Annotated in this window: 11 protein-coding genes and 1 pseudogene; 9 read left to right on the forward strand and 3 right to left on the reverse strand. The window is 45.7% G+C overall.

Annotation, left to right across the window (positions count from 1 at the left end; genetic code table 11):
- From RH88_RS07495 to RH88_RS07525, 7 genes and pseudogenes are all read left to right on the forward strand, one after another.
- Nucleotides 1-363, forward strand: a pseudogene (locus tag RH88_RS07495) (addiction module toxin RelE); the annotation flags it as partial.
- A gap of 130 nt (nt 364-493) precedes the next feature.
- The gene (locus RH88_RS07500) at nt 494-1,480 is read left to right on the forward strand and encodes an SEL1-like repeat protein (RefSeq protein WP_005594673.1); all 987 of its coding nucleotides are present in this window, start codon (nt 494-496) and stop codon (nt 1,478-1,480) included.
- A 417-nt stretch (nt 1,481-1,897) separates the two neighbouring features.
- Nucleotides 1,898-2,398, forward strand: a complete 501-nt coding sequence (locus RH88_RS07505) for a pilus assembly FimT family protein (protein ID WP_241212168.1) — start codon at nt 1,898-1,900, stop codon at nt 2,396-2,398.
- Nucleotides 2,385-2,951, forward strand: coding sequence for a type IV pilus modification PilV family protein (locus RH88_RS07510; protein ID WP_005594676.1), 567 nt, complete (start codon nt 2,385-2,387; stop codon nt 2,949-2,951). Before RH88_RS07505 ends, RH88_RS07510 begins: the two co-directional genes overlap by 14 nt.
- On the forward strand, nt 2,951-3,799 hold the full coding sequence (locus RH88_RS07515; protein WP_005594678.1) for a prepilin-type N-terminal cleavage/methylation domain-containing protein: 849 nt from the start codon (nt 2,951-2,953) through the stop codon (nt 3,797-3,799). The genes RH88_RS07510 and RH88_RS07515 overlap by 1 nt, the downstream gene beginning before the upstream one ends.
- Nucleotides 3,774-4,163 carry a hypothetical protein gene (locus tag RH88_RS07520; RefSeq protein WP_005594679.1) on the forward strand — a complete coding sequence of 130 codons (390 nt, stop codon included), beginning with the start codon at nt 3,774-3,776 and terminating at the stop codon, nt 4,161-4,163. Before RH88_RS07515 ends, RH88_RS07520 begins: the two co-directional genes overlap by 26 nt.
- A complete protein-coding gene (locus RH88_RS07525) occupies nt 4,160-11,059 on the forward strand; it encodes a DUF6701 domain-containing protein (RefSeq protein ID WP_005594681.1) in 6,900 nt (2,299 codons plus the stop codon). Before RH88_RS07520 ends, RH88_RS07525 begins: the two co-directional genes overlap by 4 nt.
- 141 nt (nt 11,060-11,200) lie before the next feature.
- Here the strand turns inward: RH88_RS07525 and RH88_RS07530 are convergent, their stop codons facing one another.
- Nucleotides 11,201-11,794: a TetR/AcrR family transcriptional regulator gene (locus tag RH88_RS07530; protein WP_005594683.1), complete on the reverse strand. Its 594-nt coding sequence runs from the start codon at nt 11,792-11,794 to the stop codon at nt 11,201-11,203.
- 188 nt (nt 11,795-11,982) lie between these two features.
- Between RH88_RS07530 and RH88_RS07535 the strand changes: the two genes are divergently transcribed.
- Nucleotides 11,983-13,098 carry an efflux RND transporter periplasmic adaptor subunit gene (locus RH88_RS07535; RefSeq protein WP_005594684.1) on the forward strand — a complete coding sequence of 372 codons (1,116 nt, stop codon included), beginning with the start codon at nt 11,983-11,985 and terminating at the stop codon, nt 13,096-13,098.
- Nucleotides 13,098-16,148: an efflux RND transporter permease subunit gene (locus RH88_RS07540; RefSeq protein WP_005594686.1), complete on the forward strand. Its 3,051-nt coding sequence runs from the start codon at nt 13,098-13,100 to the stop codon at nt 16,146-16,148. The genes RH88_RS07535 and RH88_RS07540 overlap by 1 nt, the downstream gene beginning before the upstream one ends.
- Nucleotides 16,149-16,241: 93 nt before the next feature.
- Here RH88_RS07540 and napF read toward each other — a convergent pair whose 3' ends face one another.
- The gene (gene napF / locus RH88_RS07545; protein WP_005594688.1) at nt 16,242-16,781 is read right to left on the reverse strand and encodes a ferredoxin-type protein NapF; all 540 of its coding nucleotides are present in this window, start codon (nt 16,779-16,781) and stop codon (nt 16,242-16,244) included.
- Complete coding sequence (locus RH88_RS07550) at nt 16,782-17,366, reverse strand: TorD/DmsD family molecular chaperone (protein WP_005594689.1); 585 nt, start codon at nt 17,364-17,366, stop codon at nt 16,782-16,784.
- Nucleotides 17,367-17,670: the final 304 nt, after the last annotated feature.

Below are 17,670 nucleotides of genomic sequence, written 5' to 3' on the forward strand. Positions count from 1 at the left end.
TTACTGCCATTTGGGCGCAAGCGTGCTGCAGCGAGAGAAAAATATCGACAGTTTGTACATGCAGGAGCCGGTGATAGTTTATGGGATAAGCTAAAACAGCAGGTGTATTTAGGGAGCGATGAGTTTATAGCCCGTCATCAACTGGATTTGTCAGTTGAATCTGGAGATATCAGTGAGGTACCCGCGTGTCAACGTCGAAAGCAGCCACGAGCATTAGTTGACTATCAGGAAATGGAAGAGACGAGGGATGGCGCGATCATTGCGGCATTTAATAGTGGAGGCTATACACAAAAAGAAATTGGTGAATTTTTTGGACTTCATTATTCTAGAGTTAGCCGCATAGTGGCAAGAGGAAAGACCTGACCCCTATGGTTTCACATCTAGATTCGCTCTCTTTTCCATTGTATGCAGATGTTTGTGAACGAGAGGATGAACTTAAAATGAAAGTAGCGGATTACAAGCGAAGTAAAATGAAAGCATGGGGAACGTACTAATGAAATGGTCAAATTATTATAGATTTCTCTCAGTAGCTTTTATTTTTGGTTTTTCATCGTTACTTCATGCCAACCAGCCAATTGATGGGCTAACACCCGAGCAAGCTTACCAGCAAGGTACGCTGCTCTACCAACAGAATAAATATAATCAAGCCAAACCACTATTAAAGTTTGCGGCAGACCATAATCATTCTCCGGCCGCAGCAATGTATGCTTCAATGCTTTTTTCCAATACATTTATTCAGTCAGAAGGAGAACACGAATACACTTTAAAATCTGCGGAACTGGGTAATGTGTTGGCGATGGTTGCCGCATCGAGTCGAAGAGCATTGAGTGGCCGCGAGCATTGGCGAACAAAAGTGACCCCAATACTAGAGCGACAAGCAAAAAAAGATGATGCGTTGGCGATGCGCTTGCTTTCAATGCTAACCGCTTTCGAAGATGAATCGGTTTCGTTTGATTGGTTAGTTGAAGCCGCAGAGTCGGGAGATGCATTCTCACAGCATCAACTTGCGCGGCACTATGAGATGGGCGACGGTTGGTTTATTCTCCCCGGTAAACGTGAGAAAGAAACGGAACGTTTTTTCAAAGCGGCAGCGGATTCAGGTTATTGGTTAGGTATGCTCGATTATGCAGATCGCCTTAAAAATCGCGGTAATATTAAAGGTTATCAATCAATCATTGATGAGCTAGTTGAAGCTGGGGACGCATTGTCAATTTTGGGGATCTCGGGTAGCTATGTTGATGCTAGGGAATATGAGTTAGCTGCGTATTACAGCAAAATTTATCTAGATTCTATGGGCAATGAAGGCAAGCAAAGTGGATATAAGGCAGCTCAGTCAATTTATGATGAAGCTACTTTACCTCTTACCCCAGAACAGATTAAACAAGTCGATTTAAAAGTCCAACAATACCTAAAAACTCACACGGTTCGTTATCAAAAACGCATCAAGGATTACGAGTACACGTTAGATTCTTTTCAATGATTCAATCCCCACCAGGGTCGCACATCGCGGCCTCTTTTGTACTTAGCTCCTGAGCTACAGCCATGATTTCAAACACTCTATCGTGCTAACTACTTAAATAAAAATTTAATAAACAATTTGATTACCTGTCTTCATTTAAGATGAAAACTCGCATGTTTGTTGTTCGAAGAGGCTATTGCGAGATGGCTCGTTATGCAAAAAATGTCGTATGTGATTGTGTTTATTCATTTGCGTTTTTATGTGAATAAATAGGGTGTAATTGGCCAGATAATCATCGATAAATCTAAGTTTTCACTTAAACGATGCAATGCATGCAGTAAAGTGTGATTTGCGTCCAAATTACTTGTGTAACAAAACATAAATAGCGTTAGAATAAAGTGATAAAAATTAAATAGTTTGCTGACTTTTTTATTGCTTATGCTGCTTAAATTTCGAAATTACACTGGCTTTACTCTTGTTGAGCTGGTGGTGACAATCATTATCCTCTCAATTCTAGGAGCCGTGGCCTACACGAGGTTTCCGTCTATCTCGGGTTTTACCTTACCAAGCTATTGCCATGTGGCGAAGTCGGCGGTGCGCCGCGTGCAAACCCAAGCGATGAATGATGTTGCGAGTAGCTCTGCTTATCAAATCATCGTCACACCCACTGAATTGACTTGGCATAATGCGAGCCTTGATCTCAACGATAGTCCAAACTGTAGTGGTTCATTTTGCAGTCGATTGGTTGCGATCAGTGAGAAAGATCTTCAGCGTGGGGTTCGCTTTTCACCACAACAATTCTCGTTTGATACCATGGGCCGCTTTGTTAGTGCCGCTCGTAGCAGTAACAACCAAGCGTTAATAGAGCTTTCATCACCGCGAGAAGCCAGTAAGCAAATCATCGTCTACCGAGAAGGATACGTTGATGGTTGCTCATAACCCCCTTTGCTCACTCAAGAGTCATCACCGTTCCCATCAGCACGGGTTTAGTCTAATTGAGAATGTCATCGCGATTTGCCTGGCAGGATTTTTGATGATTGCCTTTTCCTCGTTGCTGGCCCCTGCGGCGGTGCAGAGTGCCGATGCTTTGACTCAACAACGAGCATCACAACTTGCTACCTGGCTGCTGCAAGAGATGTATTCGCGTGAATTTGATGAGGTCAATATTCAGCATATTGAGCGATGTGGTAGTGATTCTCTTGCCTGCTCTAGTGAGGTAGGAATAGACAGCAATGATATGAATAACCTTCGCGATGATTTTGATGATTACGATACCCATGGTGTCGCTATGCCCATTAGCGAGTTTGGGTTAAATATTGATGGTGCGTATCAAGGCTTTTTGGTCACAATAGCGGTTCGTTATGCAAATGACCAATTTCAAGCTCTACCGCTTGGAAGTGCTCCCACTCCGACCAAAATAGTTACTCTGACGATTCAACGCGGTCAAGATGGACAAGCGCTGACGTTTAATGCGTTTCGGAGTAATTATTAATGCTAAAACAGACGATTGCCCCGATGTTAACGACGAAACAAACACGCCCAAGCTTCGGCTTTACGCTGATTGAGATGGTGGTGAGCATGGTCATTATTGGCATCATTAGTATTGGACTGATCAATTATGGCGTCATTAGCTCCACCTTGTATATGGACTCAAAATACCGCTTATCAGCATTAGAAGAGGCGCGTTTTCTTCTTGCCCGTTTTGGTCGTGAATTGCCCAATTCGGTGCCGATGAGTCCAAGAACTCTCGGTGAAGGTGAGTGCATTGAATATATCCCCATGCTTTATGTGGGTGAGTTTTTGCCTGACCAGTTAGATCTTAGTGTTCAGCACACTGAAACGGTCATTCCTCTCACTCATCCTATTCGAGCGTCGTTGCTCGCGCAGTGTTTTATTGATGCTAAGCAGCCCTGTTTAGTCAGTATCTATCCGAGAAAATCACAAGAACTATATCTTGGAGCGAACGTAGATAACCAAATTTACACTTTAAAGTCGGTAGGGAATCAGTCTTTAACCGTTGATGAAAGTATGTTGAGAAGGCCGTTAACCCCTTCAAATCGACTATTTGTCTATCAGCCCTTTGCACGACAAATGTGCGCAACAGCGCAGCAAATGCGTTATTACCCCAACTATCCCTTGAAAGAGGCAGGACAAGGTGTGGTCAACACAGAAGAGTGGACGCCCTTTGCCAAGCAGTTGAGTGGGAGCCAACCTGTTTTTTCTCTCGGCTTTAATGGTACCTATTCGAGCACCGCGAGTATGAAGTTTTCGTTGAAGGTTAATCAAGGCACAGAAACAGTGGAGTTTATGCAAAATGCACAAATCCTCAATGGTCAATAAACGACAGCAAGGCAGTGCGCTTTTGGTGATTTTGTTTGTGATAGTGATCGCCACCTTCTTTGCCGCGCAGTTGTTTCAGTTAACCAAACAATCTAACCAAGCCAACACTTATGAAGTGCTTAGTACCCGTGCTTACTGGGGCGCTCGCTCATTGGTAGAAAGGTTGGTGTATGAAATTACCCCCGTCGCGGGAACGAAAAAAGCATCATGTTTGCCTTCATACCAGATAGAAGCATTTCCAAGTTGCCGTTTTGAGGCGAGTTGTACCCCTAATGGTGAGGCGACGATAGTTACCTCTACCGCCATATGTTCTGAGCAGGCGTATCGAGTGAGCCGTAAGTTTGAAGTAGAGGTTAGACCGTGAGTAAAAAGCTATTTTTATTGATGTTGACGCTGTTTTTCTCCGCATTCGCATCTGCCCAAAATGGTCATAATCAAGGTAATGGTAATCGTCATCCTCATGGTTATTCAGTTTCTGGCTTTGTCTTCGAACACTACAATTTTGGTGGTTACTCACGTGACTTTTTCCCCGGAGCTAGTGGCATGGTGGCGATGGATAGAACGCCAATCGATGTCAGGTTGAGCAGCAACAATAATCAGAATCGAGTCTACACCGCTCGCACGGACTGGCGAGGCCAATTTTGGTTTAATCGGATTCCCAATGGAACGTACATATTAACGTTGCCCTATGTTCGCCCGATGGGCGCGGATAAAGATGGTCAAATTTATTCTGAGCGTGGCGACTGTAATGAGTGTCTACCTGTTCAGGTATGGCCATATGTAAGCGATCACTATCAGCGAACAGTGGTCGTTAATGGTGGTAATGTTTACGATGCCAACATCGGTTTTAGCTATAGTGTGGTGAACAATAATAACGACTCCGGCGTAGGCTCATTGCGTCAGTTTTTGCTCAATACGCGTTACTTAACCACTGGGCGTCATCCTACCCGCTTAGAGAAAGAAAATCTGCGTCAAGAGTGGCACCCAAGTGGGGTCGACAATGCGATTTTTACTCGTCAACTGGCTGACATCGTTCTGCAATCACCACTGGAAATTTACGATACCGAAGACACTTATGTTGATGCTCGTGTTCGTTTAGGAAGTGGGCGACCACTTACACTCAATAACCGTCGAAACAAACCTCAACAAGGTGATTACGGGATAAAAATCACCAACAGTGAAGAGCTTCGGATTGCAGGAATGAACTGGAATTATTTTGATGATGCGGTTTATCTTGATCATAGTGAAGAGGTCGAAGTTACCGATAACAGTTTCAATCATACCCGCGATTCCGGTGTTAAGTTGGTACGCAGTGATGAGAACATCATTTCACGCAATATGTTTAACGACACGGTAAACAAAGAGGCCAATCAGGAAGAGGCGGCCGCCGTTTTCTTAGAGTATTCCTCAGAAAATCAAGTAACTGGAAATGCGTTTTATGACACCGGTGATGATCACCAATCGGACAGCCTATTTCGTTGGCACGTTTCAGCGGTACGTGTTTACTACGGCAATAAGAACCTCATAAGCCAGAACACTTTTTCTAATACCCGCGGGTTAGCGATTGACTTACGCTCGGTCGAGCATGCTGGGCAAATTACACGCAATAATGGGCTTTATGACTGGTCTGCAGGTGCCAGTAATAACGGGATTGATTACCCAATGTTGCAAGCCGTAAACCTTGATGGCACCGCATCTGGCACGGTGACACTTAGAAACATTGGTGACGGGAGTGCGGTGTGTCGCCAAACCATCAGTGATGTTTCGGTAGAACTGTATAAAGCTGATGGTCAAGTAAGTGATTCGACCATTGAAGGTACTGCGTTTATAGGCTCTTGTCGGTTAAATTCCCAAGGCGCTATCGCGGGTTGTAATTTAGACCATTCTCGCTTTGCTGCCGGTGATCCAATTACCTCAATCGCGATTGATAAGTGCGGTAATACCTCTGAAATGGGTCAAGTGATCACCAGTGAAGACGATGGGAGTTATGATTACGGTGATGCGCCGAACCAAGATTTGCATACCGGTTGGGGCAAGGCTCGTTTTCCAGTACTTAAAGCCGATAATGGCGCCAGACATCGCGTGAAAGCCAATACGTGTTTGTTACCCGTTGGGGCTAGTGAGTGCGCATTTCATGTGGATGAAGAGAAAGAGGGCCAGCCGTCACGTTATGCGAGTGCAGATCAAGAAGATGATGGCGTAAAAATTAATCCAAATAACAGCGAATTAAGCAACGCAGCGATGCCGGTTCTTATGACGGGCTATCTGGATCGTGATGGACGTGAGCAACGTGTCGACAACCAAATTTCTGTTAATGCATCGAAGGCTGGTTATATCTCGGTGTGGTTAGATAAAAACCAAGATGGCAGTTGGCAAGGATTTGAGCGCAATACTCGTCCAGTGTCAGAAATGCTACTTGACCGTTATCCAGTTAACGCCGGTGAAAATGTGATTAATGGGCTTTATCTTTCGCCTTACGATGTGCATGGTGAGAGTTGGCTGCGTATTCGTTACTCGACCGATCAAAACGCTGTAGCACAACCGACGGGTGTCGCGCTTGATGGTGAGGTAGAAGATTACCGTGTTTGGATTGCAGCGCCTTCGCTCGAAGTTGCAGGCTGTGAAGCCGGGCTGCAAAACGGCTCATTTGAACACTTCTTCATTGAGAAAGAACATAATGGCTGGGATACGCCAGAAAGTTCAGTTGCCGGTTGGTCGATTGAGCAACTTGATCCGACACTCAATCCACAAGACTATTTTCCAGTCGAACCGCGCCGGAGCAATATTGAGTTTAACCGTTATGACTATTATGTGAGGCAACCTTCGTCTGATGGCAGTCTTAATGTGGCGGAAATGAACGTTTATAACCCAACCATGATGTACCAAGATATTGTGACAAAACCGGGTGATAAAATTCGTTGGTCATTTGATTACTCTAACCGCACAGTGCCCAACGATGGTAAAAATGACCAGATTTCGTTGTTGTTTGGTAGCCCAAATAGCCAGTTGGTTGAAGATCGTGTGATTGATGGCCAAGATCGTTGGGTTAAATATACCGGCGTTTATACAGTACCTGCTGGTCAGTACGTTACACGTATTGCGTTTCGATCTAATTATCCTACGGTGGCATCGTCGGGGAATATCTTAGATAACGCTAAATTTGGTTGTGAAATTGGCTATGACTATGGTGATTTACCAAGTCGTTATGGTCAATTAAATCAAACTCGTTATGAAGTCGTGCCGAACCTTTATATCGGTGAAGAAGCGCCTGATACCGAATTAGCGGCTCAGATCTCTGAGTCTGCTAGTGGCGATGATCAAACGGGCTTTAACGATGAACGTACCTTTGCTAGTCCTGTAATACTTAAAAAGCAACATAAGCTAGAAATAGCAGACTTGAAAGTGGTCAACAGCACTGGGAAAGCCGCCAAACTTGATGCATGGATTGATTTCAATCGCGATGGGGTGATGGAAGACAAAGAGCGCGCCGCGCCGCATACGATCCAATCAAAACATGGCGCGCAAAACGTGACTTTGACTTGGAACGGTATCAACCCGAATAAATGGACCACGCAAGACTCTTCATTCTTACGCTTAGTGTTGTCACAAGATTCCTCTTCTCGCCGTCAAAATGGTGAGGTAGAAGATCATCTGGTCTATTTCACAAATGATGATCTCTTGCCACAACCGGGTCGCTGCGATGGATTTATTCAGGTCAAAGACCCACAAGGCAGCGGCCGTTATCAATACGCAAAATGGGTCGCTAGTGGCGGGCAATTAGCGATTGAAAGCATTAACCCCGCACTTGCGACTGATGAAATTAAGGTGGTAGGGCAAAATCCCATTGATGGTTTAACCTACGGAGTGGGCTCTGATCTCCGTTATGGTTGCACATCTGGTAGTCGATCTGGCTGTGAAGTGCACTTATTTGTTGCAGACCAAAGTCGTAATCCGGCTGCTGAGTTTCATCATTTAGTGCCGTTGCGTGCAGCACATGATGGTGTGACTATCCTTGATAAAGAGGGGCATCGCTATACATTCCGTGCTGATGAAATCTTTAATACGCAAAAGAGTGCTGACAATGGCTCGAAAAAACTATCACGTGCCAATTCCGGTGATGTCAGTCTGGATGGGCGTTACTTAGTGATTGGCCGCGGAGTATGGCGTAGCTTAGTTCGTATCGATTTGAAGACGGGCGTGTTTGATACCATTCAACTTGATATTCCACAAGGAGAAGGTACGCCGTGGAGCGCCGATTTTGCGTTTAATCCGCAGTTCGGCGACAGCCGCTACGTGTATGGGTTATCGGGGGACCTCAAGTCACTGTATCGAATCGCTATTGTCGATATCTCTGCGCGTGAAAAAGCGGGCAGCTATTCTCGCTTGCCGTTGAAGTTAGTGCTCAATTCCAGTTTGTCGGTAAACAATCCGCAATGGCCAGTAAAAGATCGTAGCGGTAAGTTAGCTTCTGGTGGTGTTGGTATCAACAAAGGCGGCATTGTCTTTGCGATGACGAATGGAGGTTTGCATGATCTTAACCAAAATGGCCGACTCGATTCAGCAGAGCTAAAGATGCCAACGACGGCACTGTATTCGATTGATATTGCTAAACAAGAAATTCGTTTTGAGCTACAAGGTGTTGAAGAGTCGACGACTAGTAACGATGCGGGTGGTTGTGCGATTCATGCCGATTATGGTGATGTACCTGAAGCGCTCGAAGGCGGTAACCCTGCGCGTCACTTAGGTTCAAGTGAATTACTTAAGTTGGGTCATCACTGGTCGGCGGATATAGGCCCGGGTCATGATGGCTATGCTGATTCCGATTTTTCCGATGATGGTGTGATCATTCGTGACAAAACCAGCGGCAGCGAAATAAGTTTGCCGAACGGAGCACTGCTGCCACTGCGAAGTTATGCGATTTTACTTGATAAGCGTGGTGGCGGACAAGCGACGGCATGGGTTAACTGGGGTAATGATACCCAATGGCACAGTGTCAATTTGAATAAGGGCATCGATGTGCCTCTTAATGCAGGAGCTCGAGGTTATTTACGCGTTCGCTACGCCGATCGTGCTGTCTCCAGCCCTTATGGGGAAGCGCCTTCGGGTGAAGTTGAAGACATCAGTTTTGCGATTGGTAACCCAATTAAAGGTATCAAGGTGACCGCGCCCGGTTCACCACTGACCTGTGAAGTGGCGGAATATCGTATTCTTCTCGACGTGGAAGGCGGCGTGTTATCACAAGATCTCAATGTTGATGTCAGCTTTGAAAATCCACCGAGTGGCTGCTGGTTTGACGCATCGCCATTTGGTCGTGCAGATGCCGCTTCGCATTCTCGATGTTCAGGTAACAGCAAAACAATATTGTTCAATAAGAATGGCAGTTTGAATCGTTCAATTTGGGTCGCAACCGATTCTGAATTAGGTCCGGTCACATTAAAAGCCAGTGCTAAAGATGTTGGTTTTGATAAAGATTCGGCGCAATTTAGTAAAACGGGCTTTAAGATCGTGCCATATCAAGCGCCTCAATATTATAAAGCCGGACAAGAGTTTTCTCTGCAACTGGCTCGTAAAGTCGCTCTAGAAGATCAAACAAGTTGCGCGATTGATACCGACTACCAAGGGGATAAAACATTTACATGGCGCTATAACCAAGGCCTTGAGCCTGTTCTGGGTGACATGTCTCTGCAAGGTAAAACGCTCAATGCCAAAGGTGAAAAGCGCACGGTTTCGTTCTCCAATGGCGTGAGTGAAGTGTTGCCAGCAAGCTACACAGAATCAGGTAGCTTGAATATTGAAGCTGATTACCAGTTAGCAGAAGGGTTGCCAAAATCGGCGGATATAAGCTTGAGCGTTAATCCTTATGCGCTGGTGGTAAAACGTAATTACAGTGCCAACGATAGCAAGGTGGAAAACCGGGGTATTCAGCAGCCTTTTGTCTCGGCCGGTACTCCTTTTATGGTTGAGGTTGCGGCGGTAACAAAAGATGGCACGGTCACCCGTAATTTCAATGCCTCGCTAGCCAGTGGTAAAACAGGGTTTGATAGCGGTGTTGTGGTACCCGTTAGCCAAACGAGCAACGCACCACGATTAAGTGCACCGAATGGATTGAATCGCGTTTTTACCAACGGGCTATTAACCAACCGTTTTGAATATGACAACGTTGGTGCGATAAGTACTCATTGGGCGGTAGACCGCTATGCAGGGCAAACAGGATTAGCCAGTTTCCTCGATACGCAGCAAACCAGTGACGCATTGGAGAATTACGACCAAGTCGGATATTTTTATCCTGACTATATGTTGCTATCGAGTCAATTCTCAGTACCTATGACGCACGATGGTGAACCGTGGACATATTTCGGTAAGCCGGATGTGGCTCTCGCATTTTCGCTTAGTGCAAAAAGTGCCAATCATCGTGATTTGAGTTTTTATGATGCGAGTGTACTAAGTGCTGCTGAGAAGCCACTGCTTGCAAGTATGAAATTTGATTACGGTAACCTAGCAATGCCAAGCTGCAATCAACAACTGTTGGTTGATGAGGACAATCAGCCACTTGATTTCGCTCAGTCATGGAGCAAGGGCCAGTGGCAGTTAAAAGATTACACCGCGATGTTTTATCGAGATGTGGGATGTAAGCAGCCGTTGAGTGATGTGGCATTGCAAGCGTCAGTGTCTAGCAATGTGGCGGGACGTACGATTCCCATTTACCAAAATAGCGATATGGACACCGATCTCAGTGGTGAACCTATTCCGCTTGGTGAATCTGTCGATGTTCGATTTGGTCGCCTAGTGGTTAATAACGCATCAGGGCCGATTGATCAGTTATTACCGATGGCGATACGTGCAGAATATTGGCAGGGTAGCCGATTTATCAATAATGAGTGGGATCAATGGTCTCAGATTGGCCAAAGCGGTATTGCCAACTTACCGACGATGGAGCACATAAAAACCTCTCCAGCCAAAGATGGACAAGCGGCCCCAGTCATCATGGCGGGATCAATGGAGACAAATAGCATCAGCAATGGCCAAGTGACCACGCATATCGGCGGCAATACACCGGGGTACGCTCGCGTGCCATTAACTTTTAGTGGCGGCGCTGAAAAATGGCTCGGTTATTGTTGGTTAATTGATGATGCATCGACATCTGCGTCAAGCGAGTGTCGTCGCCAAGTGGATTACTGGCAAGCCCCTGAGGCTCTCGCAACATTTGGGGTATCGGCTGGCTCGAATAACGTGATCTATTTTATGGAAAAATATCAGTAGTGAAGCGCTATCTAGCGGTGAAAAAGTAGCGATTAAAAACGAGATTTAATCTATAAGTAAAAGCCCCAAAATTTGGGGCTTTTTTAGTTGTGCAGCATGGCTAGTTTCGAGTGTTAGATAAGCGACAAATAAGCCATTTGATTAAGGGGCAAAGGCTCGCACAATGGTGGTCACGATGGTTGATACCTTATGTTCCAGTTCCTCGGCTTCAGGGCGAGGAAGAATATCGAGAACTTGAGGCCAAAAAAGCAGTCCTTGGAACACGCTAACATAAACACTGGTAATGGTTTGTTCATCGTCGGCGACCAGCTTGCCGCTTGCGAGTGCTTTGCTAAACCAGGCGCTGACTGCGCGAGTACGATAGAGGCGCTGGGTAATGCTTTTGGCTAGATCAGGCTGGCGGAAAAATTCCATCACAATGGTACGTGATAGAGCGATACCATAAGTGTTATACATCACATCAATTTCACGTAATGTCACAAGCCTTAACTGCTCTTCGAGTGGTGCGTTTTCATCAAATGGATAATCGACATTGCGCACAATATTTTCTTGAATATCAACCAGAACTTCTTCAAATAACAGTTCTTTGCTTTCGAAGTGGCGATATAAAGTCCGTTTAGAAACTTCTGCTGCAGCGGAGACATTGTTCATGTTCGCGGCTGAAAACCCATTTTGAATGAACTCTTCTTTTGCGGCTTCAATGATAGCAAGCCGTTTTTGTTCTGAACGGGTCATCTAGCTTCTCCTTAAGTGCGATGTGACGCGGGCAATATCACTAGTCTAGCAATATGCGCCGCGAAGGTAAACTTTTGAGTTTACTTTACTTGAAAGCTCCAATAAAATCCCAAAAAATAAACTCATGAGTTTACATTTATTCGCTCTAATTTAGAGCAGATGCAATCTTTGCCTCTTAGGAGAACAACGTGAAAAAAGCGCACAATACCGCCACTTCTGCGAAGTTAAAATCACTCGCATTGGCGATAGGTATCTCTTTATCTGGTGTAATATTGACTGGCTGCGGTGCTGAAGCCGAAACGCCAGTGGTTAAAAAATCGGTTAAGCCGGCATTAACGGAAACCGTAACGGCAAGTCGTGGCGACAATTTGAGCTTTAATGGTGTGGTCCGTGCTGCAGAGCGTGCAGACCTATCGTTTCGTATTGGTGGCCGTTTAACTGACATCATGGTGAAAGAGGGTGATCGTGTCATTCAAGGTCAGCTATTAGCCCGTTTGGATTCTCGAGATGCGGAGATTGCATTAGCGTCAGCTCGTTTAGAGTTAAATAACGTTGAAGCCGAATACCAACGCGCAAAGGCGATTTACGAAAAGAGCAAAGCGATTTCAAAAAGCAGTCTCGATGAGCTAACTACACGTTATAACTTGGCGAAAAACCGTCGTGATGAAGCGCAACGTCAGCTTGATTACACTCGTATTGAAGCGCCATTTGCCGGCATTATCGGCCGCAAGCTGGTTGATAACCACATGCAAATCCAAGCAAATGCGCCAGTGTTCACTTTGCATGATTTGAGCGATATGGAAGTGGTTATCCACATTCCTGATAGCGTGATGCTTTCGGGCTTACGTAGTACAGAAGCGAAAGCGGAAATCAGTGCGATTCCAAGTCAGTTATTTGATTTGAGTTTACGTTCTTACGCGACTCAAGCCGATCCAATCTCGCAAACTTACGCCGTGGTATTAGGGTTTAAAAATCTTAATGGTTATCGCGTATTGCCGGGTATGACGGTGAAAGTGTTGCCTGCCGAGCAAGATAATGATCTTGAGAATCCTTTGATTACACTGCCAATTACCGCGGTTGTGCCGGATAACCAAGGCAAGCAGTTTGTTTGGCTAGTTGGAGCCGATAACACTGTAGAGAAACGCTTTGTTGAGGTTGGGGCATTAAGCCGTGATCGCGTCGTGATCAACGACCACCTTGAGTTAGGCGATAAAGTGGTGATCGCTGGCGTATCAAGCTTATTAGAGGGAATGGAAATCCGCCCAATGAGTAATGATGCCCAAGGCAATAACGAGGCGCACTGATGAATATTGCTCGCTATACCATCGCAAAACGCACCAGTGTGTGGGTGATGATTGCCCTGATTTTGTTGGGTGGTTACATCAGCTACTTAAAATTGGGCCGGTTTGAAGACCCTGAATTTGTCATTCGCCAAGCCGTGATCAATACCGCTTACTCAGGCGCGACAGCGCAAGAAGTTTCGGATGAAGTGACCGATTTAATCGAAGGGGCGGTGCAATCGCTGCAAGAGCTCAAAGAGGTTAAATCAGTCTCCAAACAAGGCATGTCGGAAGTCACGGTTGAGATCAAATTGGAATTTGCCAAGAGCTCAGCAGAACTGCAACAAGTGTGGGATAAGTTAAGACGTAAAATTGCCGATGTGCAGCGTCAATTACCTCCAGGAGCAGGGCCGTCGATTGTTAATGATGACTTCTCCGATGTTTATGCTTTGTTCTTTGCGGTAACCGGTGACGGTTACAGTGACAAGCAGTTACAAGATTATGTTGATGGCCTACGTCGTCAGTTGGTGCTTGTACCGGGCGTCGCAAAAACGGCGACGCTAGCTGAGCGTCAAGAGACCATTTTTGTTGAGATCTCGAGTGAGCGCTTAGCGAAGTTTGGCGTTTCGGCACAGCAAGTGTTCCAAGTATTGCAAAAGCAAAACGTGGTGACGGTGGCGGGTGCGATCGAAACCACTGATATGCGCATCCCGGTGATCCCAGATTCCAATATTCGCTCGTTTGATGATCTGCGTAATCTGCAAGTGGGCGTCGGCCAAGGCAATACAGTGATGCGCTTAGGCGACATTGCCACGGTGACTCGTGGCTATCAAGAGCCGGCAAGCATGTTGATGCGTTATAACGGTCAACGCGCGGTTGGATTTGGTATCTCGAATGTCACTGGCGGTAACGTGGTGGATATGGGCGACGCGGTAAAAGTGCGCCTTGCTGAACTTGAAGACCAACGTCCTTTGGGAATGGAATTACACGTTATTTCGATGCAGTCAGATTCGGTTCGTGCTTCAGTGGCGAACTTTATCGATAACCTGATTGCGGCGGTAGCGATTGTATTTATCGTATTGCTGCTGTTTATGGGCGTACGCTCGGGCATCATCATCGGCTTTGTATTATTGCTGACGGTTGCCGCCACGTTATGCATCATGTTCATCGAAGATATCGCCATGCAGCGTATTTCGCTGGGCGCATTGATTATTGCTCTGGGTATGTTGGTAGATAACGCTATCGTGGTAACTGATGGCATTTTAGTCCGTTTGCAACAAAACCCAGAGGAAGACAAAGAGACCATCGTTTCAGAAGTGGTGGATGCGACTAAATGGCCGCTGCTTGGTGGTACCGTTGTGGGTATCTGTGCGTTCAGTGCGATTGGTTTGTCACCGTCGGATATGGGTGAATACGCAGGTTCATTGTTTTGGGTAATTCTTTACTCAATGTTCTTGAGCTGGGTGTTTGCGGTGACGATTACGCCAATGCTCTGCTTTGATTTCTTAAAAGTAAAAGCGAGCAAAGGGGAAATCAAAGTTGGCCGTATGATGTCGATGTACAAAGCGCTATTGGCTTGGGTACTAAGACACCGTTTGGCCAGCATGATGATGTTGCTGGGTTTGATGACTGTGGCGATCTACAGTTTGAAATATGTGCCTCCGGGCTTTATGCCTGATTCACAGCGCCCGCAGTTCGTGGTGGATGTTTACTTGCCGCAAGGTTCGGATATCAGCCGTGTTGAGCGCATGATTGCGAATATTGAACAAGACGTTAAAGCCAAAGAAGGCGTGACCAATATTGCGAGTTTCATTGGTGGCGGCGGTTTACGCTTTATGCTGACCTATTCACCAGAAGCACGTAATACCAGCTATGGTCAGTTATTGATTGATATCGATGACTATAAAAAGATCGCGCCGTTATTAGTAGAACTGCAAGACGAACTCGCGGTGAAATACCCAGATGCGTCGATCAAAGTATGGAAATTCATGCTAGGTCGTGGCGGCGGTAAGAAGATTGAAGCGGGCTTTAAAGGGCCAGACAGTACCGTGTTACGTCAACTTGCGGAACAAGCAAAGGCAATCATGCAAGCTGACAGCAATCTAATTGCTGTGCAAGATGATTGGCGCCAACAAGTACCTGTGCTTCGTCCAGTTTATTCAGCCGAGAAAGCGCAGCGCTTTGGTCTGACAACGCAAGAGATCAACCTAGCGATTGCCCAGACGTTATCTGGCCGTAATGTGGGTGTTTACCGTGAAGGGGATGATTTGATCCCAATCGTCGTGCGTTCACCACAGAATGAGCGTAACCACCAACGTGCGGTAGAAAATACTGAAGTGTATAGTGCAACAGCGGGTGGTTACATTCCGGTGAGCCAATTAGTCGATTCGGTTGATGTGGCTTGGCAAGATGCCATTTTGCGTCGTGTTAACCGCATGCCAACGATTATGGTGCAAGCTGACCCCGCGCCGGGCGTACTCACGTCGGATGCCTTTAATAACGTACGCGATAAGATTGAAGCGATTGAACTGCCTGCAGGTTATGAGCTGATTTGGTACGGTGAATATAAAGCGTCAAAAGATGCCAATGAAGGTCTTGCGATTTCAGCGCCATACGGTTTTGCGGCGATGATTTTATCGGTGATCTTTATGTTTAACGCAGTGCGTCAACCTTTGGTTATCTGGTTAACTGCGCCGCTTGCCGTCATTGGTGTGACGGTCGGTTTGATCGTATTCCAAACCCCATTTGAGTTTATGGCGATTCTCGGCTTCTTGAGCCTTATCGGTATGATGGTGAAGAATGCCATTGTTTTGGTGGATCAAGCGGATGTGGAAATTGCCCAAGGCAAAGCAGCCTATTTTGCGATTATTGATGCTGCAACTAGCCGTGCGCGTCCTGTATTGCTGGGGGCGCTAACCACGATTCTCGGTGTCGCACCACTGCTGATTGACCCGTTCTTTAAGAGTATGGCGGTGACCATCATGTTTGGTTTGTTGTTCGCAACCATCCTGACGTTGATTGTTATCCCTCTGTTCTACGCTCTGTTTTTCAGAGTGAAAGTCGTACAAGAGTAACCATACGCTATCGTTCAATAAAAGGATTCGATAAAAAAGCCTCCAAATTTGGAGGCTTTTCTTTGGCTACGAATCGGTATTATGTTGGCAAGGCTAATGGCTTGCGCAGAGAGAAATTGCCCCGATGTAACAACTAGAGACACATTCCCCACAGCCGTTACAGTTATCATTTAGCGTAGGCAACTGATTTGGCTGCAGCTCAATGGCACTGCGAGGACAGTCTTCATAGCACTCTTCACAATTACCGAATAATCGGGCATTGCAGCTATTAGTGAATTTAGGCCTCAAGCCAGTATCCATCGTATTGAGTGGATTTAGTGCTTGCGTGTCGCAGGCATGAATACACTTTTGGCAAAATGTGCAGTGATTTAAGCTGAGATCCAATTCTGGTCCACGAGAAGAGAGGTTAATCACGCCTTGAGGACAAGCCGCGGCACACTCGCCACATTGATTACATAAACGGTTAAACAGCGACTCTTGCACCGCTCCGAGTGGACGACCAACGTTAATGGTGGGAACGTCTGGTGTTTCAAACGTTTGGCTGACGCCGCGAGTCGCGGCTCTAAAAAAACCGCGGCGACTGGTATCAATATCGCTTTTCTCTGCCATTAACTCGTCACTGTTTGTGCTCATTTATTCTGTCTCTTGCCAGTAGTTACGGCGTTCAGTAATCACCAATTGTTGATCTTCACAGTAATACTCTAACCAACCTAACGAGAATTCAGCCAGCTGCGCGTAGAAAGCCGTTTCGGCATTGTTTTGCATGGCTGTAAGCATATAAGGTGCAAACGGCATAAGGTGTTGACTCAGTAGTTGGTTCGCGCCAGCTACATCATCTTGTTCTAAAAGCAAAGAAGTTAACATGAACATTAGGCCAATATGGTCTTCTGGCTCTCTTAACCCTGTGTCACATTGTAGGCCTTTATCGCGAATAAACTCGCGAAATTCTAAAGTCGATGAGCCAAATAAAGCGTTCTCTTTATCGAGATAAGCCGAGCCCCATGGAGGAGAGGGCATATCACCACTACCTTGTAGTAGTTGAAAAAAATCCGCTTCAAGTAAATCGGCCTCACATTGCTGTGATGACTCTGCAATATTCTTTAATATTTTGTCATCTTGAGCTGAGAAGCTATTGAGGATATTTTGCGCGGTTTCAGAAGTCGGTGAGTGAAAAAGTAGCCCACCGATTAAGCGAAAAAGGGTTGATTCATTGTGCATAGGATAAGTTTCTGAGTGTTTTCGCAGAGAATACCGAGTTACGCTTCATAATGAAATGCGTTTAATCAATAAAATATATGCAATAAATTGTTCTTAATAATGCGAAGCATTTCGATGTTATGTTTCAATAAATGTTAACTAGTTCAAAAATATGATCAGGATCTCATTTTTGAATCAGGGTGGGTTGTTTTGTGAGTAGCACGCAAAAATAGTTGATTAAGCGCAATATTAACCTTACTACTTAAGGGGTAAAAGAAGGGCAGCAAAGACCAAAGAGTCTTTTCTCACAACCAATGAGAAATTG

Origin of the sequence: Vibrio scophthalmi LMG 19158 (assembly GCF_000222585.1) — a bacterium.
GTDB lineage: Bacteria > Pseudomonadota > Gammaproteobacteria > Enterobacterales > Vibrionaceae > Vibrio > Vibrio scophthalmi.

Coding starts and splice junctions, on each gene's coding strand:
- RH88_RS07550 (WP_005594689.1), bottom strand. CDS start 17,366: ATGCACAATGAATCAACCCTTTTTCGCTTAATCGGTGGGCTACTTTTT.
- RH88_RS07530 (WP_005594683.1), bottom strand. CDS start 11,794: ATGACCCGTTCAGAACAAAAACGGCTTGCTATCATTGAAGCCGCAAAA.
- RH88_RS07540 (WP_005594686.1), top strand. CDS start 13,098: ATGAATATTGCTCGCTATACCATCGCAAAACGCACCAGTGTGTGGGTG.
- RH88_RS07510 (WP_005594676.1), top strand. CDS start 2,385: ATGGTTGCTCATAACCCCCTTTGCTCACTCAAGAGTCATCACCGTTCC.
- RH88_RS07500 (WP_005594673.1), top strand. CDS start 494: ATGAAATGGTCAAATTATTATAGATTTCTCTCAGTAGCTTTTATTTTT.
- RH88_RS07520 (WP_005594679.1), top strand. CDS start 3,774: ATGCACAAATCCTCAATGGTCAATAAACGACAGCAAGGCAGTGCGCTT.
- RH88_RS07515 (WP_005594678.1), top strand. CDS start 2,951: ATGCTAAAACAGACGATTGCCCCGATGTTAACGACGAAACAAACACGC.
- napF (WP_005594688.1), bottom strand. CDS start 16,781: ATGAGCACAAACAGTGACGAGTTAATGGCAGAGAAAAGCGATATTGAT.
- RH88_RS07505 (WP_241212168.1), top strand. CDS start 1,898: ATGCTGCTTAAATTTCGAAATTACACTGGCTTTACTCTTGTTGAGCTG.